The sequence below is a fragment of the Psychrobacter sp. GW64-MNA-CIBAN-0177 genome (genome assembly GCF_040309585.1).
Lineage (GTDB): Bacteria > Pseudomonadota > Gammaproteobacteria > Pseudomonadales > Moraxellaceae > Psychrobacter > Psychrobacter okhotskensis.
Genome location: NZ_JBEOOY010000012.1, coordinates 1 through 16,305, shown reverse-complemented (window position 1 = coordinate 16,305; position 16,305 = coordinate 1). Strand labels below are relative to the sequence as shown.

At 43.5% G+C, this 16,305-nt stretch carries 13 protein-coding genes; 4 read left to right on the top strand and 9 right to left on the bottom strand.

Going from position 1 to position 16,305, the window contains the following annotated elements; all coding sequences use genetic code 11:
- Window positions 1-49: 49 nt before the first annotated feature.
- Window positions 50-1,930, top strand: coding sequence for a Fe-S protein assembly chaperone HscA (gene hscA, locus AAEY79_RS08995; protein WP_025653017.1), 1,881 nt, complete (start codon window positions 50-52; stop codon window positions 1,928-1,930).
- Between the two features lie 93 nt (window positions 1,931-2,023).
- Window positions 2,024-2,362 (top strand): ISC system 2Fe-2S type ferredoxin, encoded by a 339-nt coding sequence (fdx, locus tag AAEY79_RS08990; RefSeq protein WP_025653016.1) that lies wholly within the window; start codon window positions 2,024-2,026, stop codon window positions 2,360-2,362.
- A 474-nt stretch (window positions 2,363-2,836) separates the two neighbouring features.
- On the opposite strand, the gene AAEY79_RS08985 is transcribed toward fdx, so the two are convergent.
- On the bottom strand, window positions 2,837-4,237 hold the full coding sequence (locus tag AAEY79_RS08985; protein ID WP_201565692.1) for an adenylate/guanylate cyclase domain-containing protein: 1,401 nt from the start codon (window positions 4,235-4,237) through the stop codon (window positions 2,837-2,839).
- A 40-nt stretch (window positions 4,238-4,277) separates the two neighbouring features.
- Between AAEY79_RS08985 and AAEY79_RS08980 the strand changes: the two genes are divergently transcribed.
- Window positions 4,278-4,442, top strand: a complete 165-nt coding sequence (locus tag AAEY79_RS08980; protein WP_156915669.1) for a hypothetical protein — start codon at window positions 4,278-4,280, stop codon at window positions 4,440-4,442.
- Between the two features lie 87 nt (window positions 4,443-4,529).
- Here the strand turns inward: AAEY79_RS08980 and AAEY79_RS08975 are convergent, their stop codons facing one another.
- The 7 genes from AAEY79_RS08975 to AAEY79_RS08945 form a co-directional block, all read right to left on the bottom strand.
- Window positions 4,530-6,731: a neutral/alkaline non-lysosomal ceramidase N-terminal domain-containing protein gene (locus AAEY79_RS08975; RefSeq protein ID WP_025653014.1), complete on the bottom strand. Its 2,202-nt coding sequence runs from the start codon at window positions 6,729-6,731 to the stop codon at window positions 4,530-4,532.
- A 315-nt stretch (window positions 6,732-7,046) separates the two neighbouring features.
- Window positions 7,047-7,478, bottom strand: coding sequence for an HIT domain-containing protein (locus AAEY79_RS08970; protein WP_025653013.1), 432 nt, complete (start codon window positions 7,476-7,478; stop codon window positions 7,047-7,049).
- 219 nt (window positions 7,479-7,697) lie between these two features.
- Entirely contained in the window at window positions 7,698-11,468 is a 3,771-nt protein-coding gene (mfd, locus tag AAEY79_RS08965; protein ID WP_025653012.1) for a transcription-repair coupling factor, read from the bottom strand.
- Window positions 11,469-11,677: 209 nt separating this feature from the next.
- Window positions 11,678-12,523 (bottom strand): IS3 family transposase, encoded by an 846-nt coding sequence (locus AAEY79_RS08960; protein ID WP_084212336.1) that lies wholly within the window; start codon window positions 12,521-12,523, stop codon window positions 11,678-11,680.
- On the bottom strand, window positions 12,511-13,026 hold the full coding sequence (locus tag AAEY79_RS08955) for a helix-turn-helix domain-containing protein (RefSeq protein WP_201565694.1): 516 nt from the start codon (window positions 13,024-13,026) through the stop codon (window positions 12,511-12,513). The genes AAEY79_RS08960 and AAEY79_RS08955 overlap by 13 nt, the downstream gene beginning before the upstream one ends.
- 100 nt (window positions 13,027-13,126) lie before the next feature.
- Complete coding sequence (gene rraA / locus AAEY79_RS08950) at window positions 13,127-13,642, bottom strand: ribonuclease E activity regulator RraA (protein ID WP_025652998.1); 516 nt, start codon at window positions 13,640-13,642, stop codon at window positions 13,127-13,129.
- Between the two features lie 89 nt (window positions 13,643-13,731).
- A complete protein-coding gene (locus tag AAEY79_RS08945; protein ID WP_025652999.1) occupies window positions 13,732-14,433 on the bottom strand; it encodes an NAD-dependent epimerase/dehydratase family protein in 702 nt (233 codons plus the stop codon).
- Window positions 14,434-14,915: 482 nt separating this feature from the next.
- Here AAEY79_RS08945 and rpsT point away from each other — a divergent pair, with 482 nt between their 5' ends.
- The gene (gene rpsT / locus AAEY79_RS08940; RefSeq protein WP_010200097.1) at window positions 14,916-15,182 is read left to right on the top strand and encodes a 30S ribosomal protein S20; all 267 of its coding nucleotides are present in this window, start codon (window positions 14,916-14,918) and stop codon (window positions 15,180-15,182) included.
- Between the two features lie 130 nt (window positions 15,183-15,312).
- Here rpsT and AAEY79_RS08935 read toward each other — a convergent pair whose 3' ends face one another.
- Entirely contained in the window at window positions 15,313-16,149 is an 837-nt protein-coding gene (locus AAEY79_RS08935; protein ID WP_025653001.1) for a histidine phosphatase family protein, read from the bottom strand.
- Between the last annotated feature and the right edge of the window lie 156 nt (window positions 16,150-16,305).

Sequence of the window (16,305 nt, the reverse complement as noted above, 5' to 3'; positions counted from 1 at the left end):
TGTTGTATTTGCCCCATTTCACTTATTCATTTTATCTTTGAGTTATCTTATGTCTTTATTGCAAATTGCCGAACCCAATCAAAGTGCCCAACCCCATCAGCATCGTTTTGGCCTAGGGATAGACCTTGGTACCACGCGCTCATTGGTCGCTGTGGTGCGCTCAGGCAAGGCGCAAGTATTAGAAGCAGGCGCAGCTAACGACACTTTACTACCTTCTGTGGTCTATTATCCAAGTACTGGCAAGCCATTGGTTGGGTATGATGCCCTAGCCCACTTAGCGGATGATCCAAAAAATACGATCGTCTCGGCTAAGCGCTTTATGGGTCGCAGCCAAGCGGATATAAAATTCTCTCATCCTTACGAATTAAGTGGCAATAAAGATGACATGCCAGCTTTTGTCACCGCTCAGGGTGAAGTATCTCCTGTTGAGGTGTCAGCTCGTATATTAGCCGCTCTTGAGCAACGTGCAGCAAGCGCATTACCTGAAGATAGTATTGCAGGTGCTGTCATTACCGTACCTGCTTATTTTGATGAAGCGCAGCGTCAAGCGACCAAAGATGCGGCGCAAGCGGCTGGTATCAATGTACTGCGTCTATTAAATGAGCCGACCGCCGCAGCCGTTGCCTATGGTCTCGATCAGCCTAATCAAGAAGGTGATAAAGAAAGTTATTACTTAATTTATGATTTGGGTGGTGGCACTTTTGACGTTTCTATCTTAAAACTAAATGACGGCGTTTTTGAAGTATTGGCCACAGGCGGCAATAGTGCGCTTGGCGGTGATGATATTGACCGCTTACTGACCAATTGGCTGATTAAGCAATTAAATATCGACCCCAAAGACGTAAGCTTGCATGACAAGTCAATACTTGCGCAACAAGCCAAAGCTTATAAGCAAGCACTAACTGATGCTGAACAGGTCGATATCGATATCACTGTCAATGAGCAGTCTTATCAAGGTGTGCTACGCCGTGAAGACTTGCTAACTATTGCAGAGCCCGTTAGCCGCCGCACGATAAGTGTCTGTGAACAAGTACTGCGTGATGCCAAGCTATCTACCTCAGACTTAGATGAAGTTATCTTAGTCGGTGGCTCTACCCGTATGCCAGCTGTACAGCAGGTAGTGACTGAGTTTTTTGCTAAAGAGCCGCTTTGCCGTCTAAATCCAGATGAAGTTGTGGCTTTAGGCGCTGCCCAAACGGCGCATCAATTGGTCAACGGTGATAGTGATAACAATCTATTGCTATTAGACGTAACGCCGCTATCGCTCGGTCTTGAGACCATGGGTGGTCTGGTTGAGGTACTGATTCCACGCAATACACCTATTCCTGTCAAAAAACGCCAAGTATTCACTACCTATCAAGATGGTCAAACAGGTATGGTGATTCATGTGGTACAAGGCGAGCGTGAGACAGTAGATAACTGCCGCTCACTGGGCCGCTTCGAGCTATACGGTATCCCGCCAATGAAAGCTGGCTTTGCCCGTATTGAAGTGACCTTTAGTATTGATGCCAATGGTCAGCTGACCGTCAGTGCGCAAGAAACCACGACTAAGACAGAAAGCAAGATTGAAATCGTGCCGTCTTATGGGCTATCTGATGAACAAAAAGAACAACTATTGGTAGCGGGCTTTAAATATGCTGAAGAAGATAAAAATGCACGCTCTTTAATTGAGACCAAAGTAGAAGCGGAACGTGAAGTTTTAGCACTGCAATCAGCACTTAACGAATTTGCTGCCTTACTGACATCTGATGAACAGCAATTATTGGCTGAGCAAATACAAGCATTACAAACCACGCTCAGTACTGATGATTTGGCGCTTATCGAGGCAAAGCAAGCAAAACTCAAGCCTCATAGCGATGCCTTTGCTGCTCGAATTATGAATCAAAGCGTCAAAGCCAGCATGGCAGGTACGAGTGCTAAAGACTGGTAGCAAAAATATCGAACCAATACAGCTTAGCAATTTTACTAAGCTGACCTCTTATATTTTTATTTTTTTAATTGATTAGCATCGGACAGACAATTTATGCCAAAGATTACCGTACTACCGCATCATGAAATTTGCCCTGAAGGCACCGAAGTCGAGCTAGAAGCTGGCAGCAATTTATGCAAGGCGCTATTAGAAAAAGGCATCAAGATTGAGCACGCTTGTGAGATGTCAAAAGCCTGTACTACCTGCCATGTGGTCGTGCGCAAAGGCTTTAATAGTTTAGATGAGATGGATGATATCGAAGCCGATTTACTAGATCGTGCTTGGGGCTTGGAGCCTGATTCACGCCTGTCTTGTCAGGTCATGCTTGATGATGATGACTTAACTATTGAGATTCCTAAATATACGCTTAACCATGCAAAAGAAAATCATTAAGCACTCGCAGCATTAGCTTCTTGCTCCCTATAATATCTAGGTATTGTAAAAAAGGTCAGTTCATTGTTAAAACAATGAACTGACCTTTTTTTTGGAAAAACTTAAAGAAAGAGCGTATCTAAAGCTTTTCTAGGGCGTGTACTCATTTTAAAAATGGTGATAAAAATGAGGTAGATTGCAGTCAAACAAGGAAAATAGTGCAGATAATATCGAGATATTACCTAGCTATTTGACGATGTTTGGCAAGATTTAACCATTTTTAACCCATTTAGATTGCTATTGGTTGAATTGAGGACACGCCCTAATGACGATTATTATTACTCTTATTCAAGCTATAGTCAGTCCAATATTAAAAAGATACAGCGGGACTGGGATGCTTAGTTTTTAATATGAGTTTTGCAGCCTCTGTCGGCGTAGGCACAGCAAGCCAGAAAAACTTATACCAGTTTCGCGTTATTAAATAACGTATCCATTTTATTTAGTATCGACTATATTAGCCTCAAGCGCCACCGCCTCTTCTTGCTCAATACGTTCAAGTGCAAGATTTAGGCGGTTTCTCACATCTTGATAATCACTGTCTTTCATATCTTTGAAGTTGAGGTGCAAATTAAAGCCAGGGAGTGTGTGGTCGACCCACTTTGATAAACGACCTTTATTGGCATCAGGATCAAGTACTTGCCATGCTTTAATCTTATCATCGAAGCCTTTTAATTGATAAGCACCTGAATAATCACACTCATAATCGTGACAAATATAATCATGCGTACTTTCGCTAACGAGTATTTCACCCTTGCCAGCACTGGCTTCAAGCCTTGATGCTAGATTGGCTTCTTTGCCAATCAGCGTATAACTCAGGCGATTGTTACTACCAAAATTACCGACATGGCAGTAACCGGTGGTAATACCAATACGTATGTATAAACCATCAAAACCCATGAGTCGCCATTTTTGTCGTAACGTGCGCATTTCACGGCGCATATCTATAGCCATGGCAACACAGTCCAAGGCATCTTGCCGAGCGCCACGACTGTCCGGTTCACCAAAAAAACACACCATACCATCACCAATGAACTTATCAAGTACTGCGCCGTGTTTATGCGCAATCAAGGTCATACAGTGCATATAGGTATTCAGAATATCGGCCAAATTATCAGCACTTAGACTATCAGACAATTCAGTAAAGCCAACGATATCTGAGAACATAATGGTGAGCTTGGCCCGTTTATTCGAGACACTAATAGGGCTATCTGCTTTTACAATGGGCTCCCAAATTTGTAGAGGAACAAAGCGTGTCAGTTTACTAATGACAGACACCATAGTATTTAGACGCCCACCTGCTTGTAACGCGCTGGCTTCGTAGCCAATGTATTGATGATAAATGTAGCGAAAATGAAAAATAATGACGGTCATACTCGTAATCAGCACGATGGCCGGTAGCCAACCTTCATAACAGTCCATCCCAGTACCATGTAAAGTAACGCTGACATAATAAAAAATAATGATGGTTACTACCGATACCGCTATCAGCTTTAAATGATTTTCAGGACTACTTATGATAATACGAATAGCTATCAACGCCGCTAAGCTAATGGACATCACGGTGCAGAACTGTAGCGAACCTATCACTGCAGACAACAAAATAATGACAATATTAGACGTCCAAAAGCTGGTTTGGCGACGATAGTTGTAAATAAGAATCATGAGGCTTGGCAGAGAGATGATAACGAGCAAAGCCATTGACATTGGGCTAAACTCAAAATGCACAGCCATCAGTACAACGGTCAGGATTAAAACGAAGACTTCTGGATAGTCAAATCGATAAATCCTATCGTCCTGCAACAGGATTTTCGGTCTTAACTTATCTAAAAGGGTCATAAGGAATGTTCGCTTAAGCAAGACAAACTAATGAGAGTCAATGACAAATACATCAGCGCATGTCTATAGTAGCCATGATGACAATGACAAAAAAGAGGATAATAATAGTGATTGCTTATTATACGACAATAAGCTTATACAACCTATGTCATTGGTAACCAAAAGAATACCCTTGGTCGTTCCTTTTTCTTTCAAATACTTTTAAGACTCTCAAAATAAAAATAATTTACGGCAGTTATCACTTAAAACAATTATCAAAAAGCCAGATATTAAATATCTGGCTTTTTAGCATTCAAAAGATGGAAAATACTAGGGTCTGTTGAACAGTAAAAGTATTAGAAATGCCTGAATAAGGCTTAATTTTACGTGTCCAACCATTTTTCCAGTCGCCTTGATGGGTCAATCGATAAGTACCCGCTGGGGTATCGTTACTGATTCGCCAATCAACGATAGCCTTACTATAAGCCGCGCCTTCACGCTGCCAAGTATAAGTGGTATCAAAGTCGCTATCACTCAAATAATCGACCCACTGACCATTCTCAAAACGCTGTACTTTTAAGAAACTGTCTTCGGTACGTAGATTGTTTTTAGGATGAGCGCCGCGGAATACCGCAGTGGCAACCTGACCTTTTTGATAACTGGCTTTGGGCTGAGTGAGGGTTTGTCCCCAACTTTGTCTTAAAGGCTTGTCATCAAACACCACCCCCGGACGCTCATTAAACGATTTGCCTGAGCGATCAGGCGGCGTGGCGCTGTCATAAACCTCTATGCCATCCCGTAGCGCTTCGGCCAGTTGCGTATATTCTTGGACATAAGCAGCAGCTTGATAAGGGCCATACTCAGTAGACGCCCCTTCATAATGCTGGGTGGCAAACTCTTCTCGCGTACTTAAATAGCCGCTATAGTTATTGGCCAAGCCATTAATAATAACGGTATCAACTCCTGAGTCTTTTAGCTGTGCAAGTACTGCCGCGCGCATCCGTCGTCCGACCATGGTGGTCGGCTCACCAGGAATAGCAACGAGAGCGATATTACCGATACGCATCAGCTGAACAGGTTGTTCAGTATTAATCCAGCCCCAGCTGCCAGTCGGTAATAACACCTGTTTTTCAGCCTGACAATCATCTTGGCTGACGGTTGAAACAATACCAAAGGCGCCGCGCGTCAAACTACCTAGGAAAGACTGGTCGACTTTATTAATATCATCATTAATGCGGAAATTTTCTCGCGTCATGCCCTCATACATACCCGGTATGTTCGATGGACCATTCTCGCTGCCAGCAGCAAACGAGTAACCGCGGGCTGGCATACATAAGACTTTATTGCCTGCGCCATTGGTGAATTTACCATCGACTTGATAGCCCTTCAAATTGACCCAACGGGCACGTACGTCTACTGGTCCAGCAACCGGCACACCTTGATTCCAAAGCTCAACCGCCTTATCAAGCTGCAGTTGCCCATCACGCCTGACATTTTCCCATTCATTATCACTGCCTTGATAGCCTGGCTTTGAGTTGGCATTGCCGCCTGCCGCCAGCACATCACCCTCATCAGCATTGGCAAAAGCGGCGACAAACGGCTTGTCTGAATTTTTACCAAAAATCTTTTCAGCGCCGCGCTGAGCAAAACCTTTATTGTCAGCGCTTAGATGCATAAACTGATTACTAAAACTGGTTGGATGCAGTGCAAACCAATTAATCAGACCTACTGGCGTGCCATCGGCAGCATTCAGGCGCAGCTGAGTCATGGTCTCGTTAACATTACTATCAAAGTCTTTTGCATCGGCATTATTGTCATAAGCAAATTCTGAGCGATTGAGCGTTGCACCTTTTAGCTCGCCTTGCGCCAAAGATAGCGTCCCGGGAGCCAAGGTATCGTGAGCACGCTTAATCGAGGTGACAATACCATTAACGATAGCATTGAAGTTTTGGCTGCTATAGCCTGATAAGGTATCATCAGTACTGGCAATTTGATACAGCTGTTGATGCGAGTAGCCAGCATTGCCGACATGGGTGTGAGTAGCAGTGAGCATGACATTATCATCATTATATAATTCGCCATAATCTGCTTTTAAGCGCCTGATGACCTCAAGCTTTACCGCGGTAAACATCGCCCCCATATCTGCTGAGACATAAACGACGCGTTTACCTTGATTTTGACTATTCGTATCCTCTCCGATAATAAAAGCATGAGAATATAAGCGGTCATTAATACCTTGCACAACCTGTCCAGAAGCATAACCAAACATGCCCGTCTCGGCAGCAGCACCGGTGATATCTGCCTTACCGCTACCAACGAGATATTGTGTTGTCGGCATTGCTCTTGTAGATGTCGCTGCCGTAGAAGCACTATAATTTAATGTGACAGAGCTATCTACTGGGGAGTCTTCAGTTGAATCCGTCTCACAGGCAGTCAAACCGAGAGCCGCGGTACAAATAGAGATAAGTAACATAGAAGGTCGTAATAGTGGAGGTGCGATAGAGGAAGTAGCCATCTGTTATCCTTAACACAGAGTGAAATCTTAGACTGAAAGCTTCCAATCTAAGATTAAGTACCTCGAAGCGTTTGCAATGCGGCAAAAAAATCATACTGATTAATACGCAAAAAACGGCTACGAGCAGATAAGTTGGCTATATCCATTTAACCAACTCACTCTCTAATATAATGAATAACAGACAAATGTAAAACGATTTATGTTAACTCAGCTGAAATTATCATTAAATCTAACTTTACTATGACTTTTTTTAAATAAAAACTACTTTAATAAAAACATTGAGGCAAAACTGACAACTCATCATTTAATGCCTGATTACATTTGCCAATCAAACGGCATTTGATGATGACCACGTAATGCCATCATTAATGTCTGCTGCATCTGCGCCAATACTTCGTTGGTATACGGTATAGCAGGTACACCCCATACTGGATTTGGCCACTGCATGTCGTTTTGATAGCGAACGATATGATGGAAATGTAGCTGCGGTACTTGATTGCCGAGTGCTGCCACGTTCATTTTATCAGCTTGGAAGGTCTTGGCCAATTGGCTTGATAACCAGCTCGATTCACGCAAAAACTGCGCTTGGTCAGCCTCAGACAGCTCATATAACTCTTTGATAACTGATACCCGCGGCACCAATATCAACCAAGGAAACTGGCAATCATTGATTAAACGACAGGTCGATAATGGGAAATCACCCACTAAAAAACTATCAGCAGCAAGTTTATGATGAAGTTGGAACATAATGACGGTTCTCTTGTTATGACGCTTGAATAAAAGGAATTAGAATTAATTCAAAAATTAATAAGCTATAAGGATAATAAGCTAAATATAGGATGTCGCTATTTTATCAGTTATCCAACCGATAAAATAGCGCTATGACTGATTGTCTTAGGATGCAACATTCACCTTATTTAAATTATTTAGCGAATCTGTTCAGTTTAAAAATATAAATCAATGAAGCTAAGCTGACTCTGCCACCATATGCTCACTAAAATAGCGTAATAGCTCTTGAATTGCACTGACGCGCTGCTGCGGTGTTGCCAGTTTATCGGCATCCTGATAACGAATGCCAGAGGCACCATTCATACGATAGCGCTGCCCATTGCTCTGAATCAACTTAATAATCGCTAAGGCATCGACCGGTGTATCAGGTGCAAATTCTAACGTCATGCTATTACTATTGGCATCAATCTTATTAATCTTTAGCGGCTCAGCTTGTATACGCAGTCCGTGAATGGCAAATAACTGCTTGGTTTGCTCAGGTAATATGCCAAAACGGTCAATCATTTCAGTACGAATATCAGTCAGAGCTTCTTTATCATCAGCATTACTGATGCGCTTATAAAATAATAAACGTTGATGAACATCGTGTAGATATTCTTCTGGTATCAACGCCGAGCTATGCAAGTTAATCTCGCTGGTCAGCGACAATGGTGTGCTTAAATCAGGCTCTTTACCTGCTTTAATCGCCTTCGTCGCTCGCTCTAGCATGTCCATATATAAGCTAAAACCAATCGCTTGCATATTACCGCTTTGCTGTTTACCAAGTATCTCACCCGCGCCGCGAATCTCTAGATCTTCGCTTGCCAGCATAAAGCCTGCACCTAAGGTATTGGCGCGTTCAATCGCATGTAAGCGTCGCTTGGCATCACCTTTAAGACCTTTGATAGAAGGCACTAGCAGATAACAATAGGCTTGGTGATGACTACGACCAACGCGACCACGTAGCTGATGCAGTTGCGCCAAACCAAACTTGTCGGCGCGCTCAATGATAATCGTATTGGCATTGGGTACATCAATGCCGGTTTCGATAATGGTCGAGCATATCAGCACATTGAATTTTTTATGATAAAACTGCTGCATGACTTGTTCAAGTTGGCGCTCTTGCATTTGTCCATGAGCGACCCCTACTCGCGCCTCAGGAACCAGCTCACGTATGGTTTCTGCCATACGCTCAATACTCGCCACGTCATTATGCAATAAATAAACTTGCCCGCCACGCAGTAGCTCACGCAAGATAGCCTCTTTCATTAGAGCATCAGTTTTTTGCATGACAAAGGTTTTGATAGCCAAACGACGTGCCGGTGGTGTCGCAATAATCGACATGTCACGCATACCTGAGAGCGCCATATTAAGCGTTCTAGGGATGGGAGTCGCAGTCATCGACATACTATCCACATCAGTCTGAATCGCCTTGATACGCTCTTTATGACGCACGCCAAAGCGATGCTCTTCATCAACAATCATCAAGCCTAAATTAGAGAATTTCACATCGGGTTGTAATAGTTTATGCGTGCCGATAACGATATCAACCTTGCCAGCTGCAAGGTCTGTTAGCACTGTTTCTTGATGCTTTTTGCCACCGAAGCGCGATAGCGTTTCGATACGCACTGGCCAATCAGCAAAACGGTCGCGGAAATTGTCTTCATGCTGGCCTGCTAGCAAGGTTGTCGGCACCAATACTGCCACTTGATAACCGGCGCTGACCGCGATAAACGCCGCGCGCATGGCCACTTCAGTCTTACCAAAACCTACGTCACCGCAGATAAGGCGATCCATTGGTTGGTTTTGCCTCATGTCTTCCATCACCGCATGGATAGCATTGGCTTGATCGGGCGTTTCTTCAAAAGCAAATTGACTGGCAAACAGCTCGTACTGTGATGGATCTATTTTAAAATGAATACCAACTTTGGCTTCGCGCCGTGCTTGCATATTAAGCAGTTCAGCCGCCACGTCATGGATTTGCTCGAGCGCTTTTTGCTTGGCTTTATCCCATTTGCCGCTGCCAATTTTATGCAATGGCGCCAGTGCAGGATCACCGCCGCTATAACGGTTAATCATTTGTAAATTGGCAACCGGTACATAGATACTGGCATCATCGGCATATTTCAAATGAATAAATTCTTGTTCACCATCGCCGACATCTAGCGTAATCAGTCCATTGTAACGCCCGATACCATGCTCGATATGCACCACTGGGCTACCTTCGGTTATCTCGGTAACACTTTTAACCAAAAACTCTTCTGACACACCGCTTTGACGACGGCGGCGCGTTTGTAGTACTTGCCGACCAAATAACTGTGTCTCACTAATCAGCACTAAACGTTCAGGAACATAAACCCCGCGCTCAATGGGTGCAACCGTGAGTCCAACCTGCGGCAGCTTATTACCATTGCTCTTTGATTTGTCTGCTGCTAAAAATGCCTCAAAGCTATCATAAGCCTTGATATCAATTTTACCTTTAAATAGCTCAATGAGAATCTCACGACGACCAGCCGTTTCTGCTACTACTAATACTGGGGTTGCCGTTTGTTCTTGCAGCGCTAAAAACTCTAACAGCTCGGTAAGAGGCTCAGCTTTTTGATGGTTCACGGCCAATTGAGGTGGCTCTTGTGCGCTTAACGTCACCAAACCTTGTTGCTTACTCGGCACAAGCGACAGTTGTGACTGTGAATCTGACTGCCCTTCAACTTGCAGCAATGATTTGTCTGCTAACAATGACGCATCTTTTAATAATGAATCACTGCTATCAATCGCAGCGACATCGGTCATAGTAGCGAGTTCATTACGGGCACTGAGAATCACGCGTGGATAATGATTGAGGTGCTCGTTTAGAGTATTTGATAATAAATACAACAACTCAGGCGCGACGATAGGCTTATCGATATCATGACGGCGCTCTTCATAGCGGCGCTGAATCTGTGACCAATAATCTGCCTGTTTTTCGTTAATCAACTCATCTGTTATAAATAGCGCATCACTTGGTAGGTAAGCAAATAAGCTACTCTCAGCCTCCCAATCCTTTAAGTCAAAAAATAGTGGCTGATAGTATTCAAGTCCGCTACTGGCGATACCCGCCATGACGTCTTTATGCAGCTCAAACTTACGGCTACTGGTATTAGGAAACATCGCAGCAAAGTTAGTGCGAAAGGTCTCGCGCCCCTCATCAAGCGGAAACTCTTTGGCGGGTAAGATTTGAAATTGCTCAATAGGCTTTGAGATATCTGGCAGTTTATGCAGTAGCGACAGCGACTCTTTGCCCATGCTACTATCGTTGCCGCTCATCATCGTTTTTAGGTCATCAACGGTCAATGTGCGCTGGGTCTGCGGATTAAAGAAGCGAATGGTTTCAATTTCATCGTCGAATAAATCTAGACGTAGCGGAAACGGCTGACCCATGGCAAAGATATCAATAATACTACCGCGTACGGCAAATTCGCCCGGCTCAAAGACGTTCTCAACCGCACGATAACCGGCCTTTGCCAACAAGCCACGTTGGGTGTTGATGTCGAATCTATCACCCACACTCAAATCAAAATGCTGCCCTATCAGCCAGCTTGGCGGTGCGACCCGATGCATCAACGCCTGTACCGAGATGAGCAGCACGCCTGACGCTGGCATATCGGTTAATAGATTGATACGTTCGCTGACGATATCTTGATGCGGTGACAGCTCATCATAGGTCAATGTCTCCCAATCAGGGAATACATAAGCATCGACGCCGCAGAATGCCAACTCTGTCTCTATCTGGTTAAGCTGGTTTTGGTCACGAGTTACCACGACTTTCAAACGGTCGGCAACATTCCATAGCGGCGTTTGCACCAGACTTGCCAGCCACAAACTACTGACTGCCCCATGCACAGGTGCCAGCCAACGGCGCTGGGCATTCTGGATAGGGAATAACTGCTGGTTAATCGGGTCAAAGGCGTCAGTCAAAGCAGTGATAGGCATAAAGAATAGGATCAACGTTAAGAGTCAGAAAGCTATTATACGAATATTTCAGCAATTACCAAAATTTATGCCGTAACGGTTTGTCACTTAGCATTTTTAATAAAAAACCAATAGCTAAATAGTTGATAAAAATTATATTCGTATATAAAGACAGAGTAAATGTAAAAACCTCAACGGTTAAGTGAACTGACCCCCGAAACTTGGACAGTTTAAGTTTGCACCAAGGACTGAGTTCTGTACTTCACAGGGCTCAGTCCTTTTAGTTTAAGCTGAATTCTCTCATGATTATAATAATGCATATACTCATGAATCTGTTTCTCTAAATCTTCAATGGTTTTCGGCTTCTTAATATAAATCGTCTCACACTTTAAAGACCCAAAGAAGCTTTCCATCAATGCATTATCTAAACAGTTCCCTTTTCGGCTCATACTTTGCTTAATGTTATTCTCTTTAAGCGTATTCGCAAACGCTTTCATCTGATAATGCCATCCTTGATCTGAATGCAGCGTGAGCTGCTCGGTGCGCTTTGTTGGTATGCCCTTAAGCGCACGATCAAGCATCTGTTTGACCAAGTCATAGACAGGTCGTTTTGATAATTCATAACTGATGATCTCATTATTAAAGCAGTCAAGTATCGGTGATAAATATAGCTTGTCATCGCCGACTTTAAATTCAGTAATGTCTGTCAGCCATCTGCGATTGGGCGCACCCGCCCGAAACTTGCGCTTGACCCTATTCTTAGCAATGACGCCGCACGCTCCTTTATAGGATCGGTACCTTTGTCGTCTGATTCTCGCTGTCAGCTTAAGCTGTCCCATCAGCCGTGCAATCAGTTTGTGGTTATGAATGAGACCCTCATTCTTAAGGGTTTGGGTGATTCGACGGTAGCCATATCGACCTTTATGCTGATGATAGATATCACGGATGCGCTGTTTGAGTTCGGCGTATTTATCTTGACTACTAAGACTCGCCCTATGGTAGTAGAAACTACTCCGCGCAAGCTTTGCTATGCTGAGTAAGTCAGATAACGTGTGCTTTAGTCTCAATCCTTCGATGAGCCTTGCTTTGTCGCGGCGTGTTCCCTTTCCCGAAGCAAGGCATCGAGCTTTTTTAGATAGGCATTCTCCGCTCGTAGATATGCGTTTTCACGTTTGAGCTCTGCTAGTGTCTTTTCATTATCGGGTTTGTCTGTGATAGGAGAGGTCATGGGGTGACTACCTTTATATTTGGATGTGAGTCCAGACATACCATGGAGCCTGTAAGCTTTATGCCAGTGGCTAATAAGCGCAGGTGAGCTGATATTAAACCTAAGAGCGGTTTCAGATTGGCTTAATCCTTCTGCTAACATCACAGCGATCACTTTATACTTAAAGTCGCTACTGTATTTAGTTTTATTAGTCTTAGGTTTGATGGCGTCTATACCACTATGCTGATACTGCTGAACCCACTTAGATACCATTTTGTTATCAAGTCCAAACTTCTCACCTGTCGCACCGCTACTATGTCCTTGACGATAGTATGCTATGACTTTGATCTTAAAGTCTATGTCGTATTTCATAAAATAACCCCCAGAAGTTGTGTCCAACTTATGGGGGTCAGTTCAAAGCTGAGGTTTTTTAGTTGTATGCATTAAGCTGCTTTTAAATTATAAGCGGTTTTTAAATTAATGGCTTGTCGCTCGCGATAATGCCGTTATTGTCTGCATAAACAAACATACCAGAATTTAGGGTTAAATCACCAAAGCTAATCTCGATGTCAGTTTGGCCTTCATCACGGCGGGTTGATTTACGCGGGATACAACCGAGCGCCATGACCCCGATATCCATTGCTGCCATATCATCAACATCGCGCACACAGCCGTACACCACAACCCCTGCCCAGCCATTATCAATCGCCGACTGCGCAATCATATCGCCTAGCAGCGCGCAACGCATAGAACCACCACCATCGACGACCAATACCTTGCCATTACCGTCTTTATCTTTGCCATCACTATTTAATAACGATTTTACGCGGCTATTATCCTCAAAACATTTGACCGTTACGATTTCACCGCAAAACCTATCTTTACCACCAAAGCTATAAAAGGACTTACCTTCGATATTAGGCAAGCACACCTGTGACTCTGGGTTGGCATCCAATAAATCGCAAGTCACAAAGTTTTCTTTATTCATTGCGGTTGCTTCTGGCATCGTGTTTGACATGATGAGGCTCCTTAATTACTTATAATTGATTTTAACTATTTTTTTATGTACTGCTTAGGCTATTTTTTCACTCTAGTCATTGCCAGCATCTGCTTATTTTCAATGATATCCGTGTGCTCCAATAACGGTTCGGTCCGGTATTTGCTACGCTGATAAATGTCATGGGCGCTCATAGCCATAGCGCTAGCAACACGCTTGGCCGAAATAGGATGCAATGATAACGATTCAGACACCAACGGTGATATAAGCTGAAAGGCTTTTTGGCCAATACTTTCAAGTGGACGACCTTTATGTTTGCCAAGTAACAAAGACGGGCGAAAAATCACTAGCTGGGCAAAATCCAAGGCCACAATCGACTGCTCAGTTTCCGCTTTGACCCGATTGTATAAAAAGCGACTGCCGATATCAGCGTTCATCGATGACAGCAAAAAGAAGTTTTCAACACCTTTATCGCGGCATAATTTAGCGAAATTGACATTATAATCATGATCGACTTTGTGAAAAGCTTCATCACTACCCGCTTGTTTCTTAGTAGTACCAAGGCAACTAAAGGCATCCGTTGTTCGATCAACCCCAACACTGGCAAAGATTTCGCTTAAATTATCAAAATCATTGACCTGATAAAAACGCATACTGGCATTGATATAGCGTGGTGGACGCCGAGCAATCACGATCAACGTATCATAAATCTCACTAAGCTGCTTTACAAGATGTTGACCTACCAATCCTGTCGCGCCAATCATAATTGCTTTTCGCTGCATACCCTATCCATTTGTATTTTGTATAATGTTAGAAAATCCATGATGATGAGAAGACATATCCGTAAAGAAAGATCGCTCATGTATCATACCTAAATTAACGCATCACTGAGGGTTATTAGGCACAGTTAGACACAGTTTATTGTAAGAGATTTTGTCAGTAATAGGCATCGCTTGGCGACCAACTTTGCTCTTAATAGCCAAATACAGCAAAATATTAGCAGATAGTTTAACTACTTTGTGCATTAACTATCAAATATATTGTCCTAAGCGCAATAATTTGCTAAGATAACCGGCTTTACACGTCAACGCTGTTTAATTATTCCAAACAGTTCTGGCGCTTGCGATGTTCTATCGATATTAGAGGTCTTAATATCAGACATCGACATCATGTTTGGCGAGAGGCTGCTCGTCACCGATGATTGTTAAACCCATTATTGCAATCAACATTCATATTTTTATCTGTCTTTATCAAGGAGATACGCGTGGCTAATACTGCACAAGCTCGTAAACGCGCCCGTCAAAACACCAAACGTCGTCAGAACTCTGCGTCACAACGCTCTATGGTTCGTACTTACTTAAAACGTGTTGATGCGGCAATCGCTGCTAAAGATTATGACGCGGCTACCGAAGCTTACAAAAAAGCGGTACCGGTTCTTGATCGTATGGCTGACAAAGGTATTATTCATAAGAATAAAGCTGCTCGTCGTAAGAGCCGCCTAAACAAAACAATCAAAGGCCTACAAGCTTAAGATTGCTAGCGTTTAGACCGCATCTCGCCTTTATAGCGTGATGACTAAAACCTTGTTACCAGTTCTAATACTGGAGCAAGGTTTTTTTATGCCTGTTGAGAAATTATTCATCATTTGGCAAAAAAAACAATTAAGTCCACTTTACTTCAGGTGGCAATAGCAATTTATTCGGATGAAAACCAGCAGCACGGTAGCCCTCTAATAAAGCGCTAATCGGGCGGATATAAACCTCACCGCGCCAAACAAAATAAGCATTGGCTTGCTCAAAGGGCTTATCATCAAACCACAAAAACACCCCTTCCATCATCTTAGGCCAATCATTCCAATCGATTTCGGTCACATCAAGCATGACCGCTAAAAAAGCAGACAATAAAGTATCGTGACTAACAGCGAGCATTAAATGCCCGTGCTGCGGTTGATGTTGATAAAAAAGCGACAAGATATCGAGACCACCCTGATAGGCATTTTTAGTGCCTTCGAGGTTGCCTTGGAGGAAACGATTGATAAAGTTAAGCACCCCAATCTCTTTAAATACCACGTTGGCAATCTCAGGCTCAGTGACTAGGCTGCCAGGCTCTACTAGCAAAGACTGATGAGCGATATTGCGCTGTAGTCCCGCGCCTTCTTGCATCAGCTGCGCAGTATCAATACAGCGACCAATCGGGCTTGAGATGCTATCGACATCGAGCGAGTATGGCAAATGTCCTGCCAACCAACGCCCCCAAGATTTGGCCAGTACACGGCCTTTTGGTGTCAGTGGCAACTGGTAGCTGGCAAAACCATTACCATCAGAACGCTCGCGCAAGGAGTGTCTGGTAAATAAAATCAGTCGTTTATCTTCGGGCAAAAGGCGGACCGACGAGATCATGCTATCCGGTAAGTGTGACGGTGCTGGGGCACTCGGCGTGTGGCTCGCAAGCTTATCAGCGGATAGTTTTGACGGGGTATCAATAGGATATTTACTCATGCCAGCAAGCGTAGCAGATTTTTTATCAGGAATGAACAAAATATAAATCCAGTTGCAATATAAGCAGTAATAATGATTAGGGAGTTTCCTAAAAACTGTGTAACTGCTTATAATCCACTAACTGGAGAATAAGCAATGACTACTCAATCTGACATT

What these genes read in the sequence shown, in the direction of transcription:
- AAEY79_RS08980 (WP_156915669.1), top strand. Translation starts at nt 4,278, where the DNA reads ATGACAAATACATCAGCGCATGTCTATAGTAGCCATGATGACAATGAC.
- AAEY79_RS08970 (WP_025653013.1), bottom strand. Translation starts at nt 7,478, where the DNA reads ATGTTCCAACTTCATCATAAACTTGCTGCTGATAGTTTTTTAGTGGGT.
- rraA (WP_025652998.1), bottom strand. Translation starts at nt 13,642, where the DNA reads ATGAATAAAGAAAACTTTGTGACTTGCGATTTATTGGATGCCAACCCA.
- AAEY79_RS08945 (WP_025652999.1), bottom strand. Translation starts at nt 14,433, where the DNA reads ATGCAGCGAAAAGCAATTATGATTGGCGCGACAGGATTGGTAGGTCAA.
- hscA (WP_025653017.1), top strand. Translation starts at nt 50, where the DNA reads ATGTCTTTATTGCAAATTGCCGAACCCAATCAAAGTGCCCAACCCCAT.
- AAEY79_RS08935 (WP_025653001.1), bottom strand. Translation starts at nt 16,149, where the DNA reads ATGAGTAAATATCCTATTGATACCCCGTCAAAACTATCCGCTGATAAG.
- fdx (WP_025653016.1), top strand. Translation starts at nt 2,024, where the DNA reads ATGCCAAAGATTACCGTACTACCGCATCATGAAATTTGCCCTGAAGGC.
- AAEY79_RS08975 (WP_025653014.1), bottom strand. Translation starts at nt 6,731, where the DNA reads ATGGCTACTTCCTCTATCGCACCTCCACTATTACGACCTTCTATGTTA.
- AAEY79_RS08985 (WP_201565692.1), bottom strand. Translation starts at nt 4,237, where the DNA reads ATGACCCTTTTAGATAAGTTAAGACCGAAAATCCTGTTGCAGGACGAT.
- AAEY79_RS08955 (WP_201565694.1), bottom strand. Translation starts at nt 13,026, where the DNA reads ATGAAATACGACATAGACTTTAAGATCAAAGTCATAGCATACTATCGT.
- mfd (WP_025653012.1), bottom strand. Translation starts at nt 11,468, where the DNA reads ATGCCTATCACTGCTTTGACTGACGCCTTTGACCCGATTAACCAGCAG.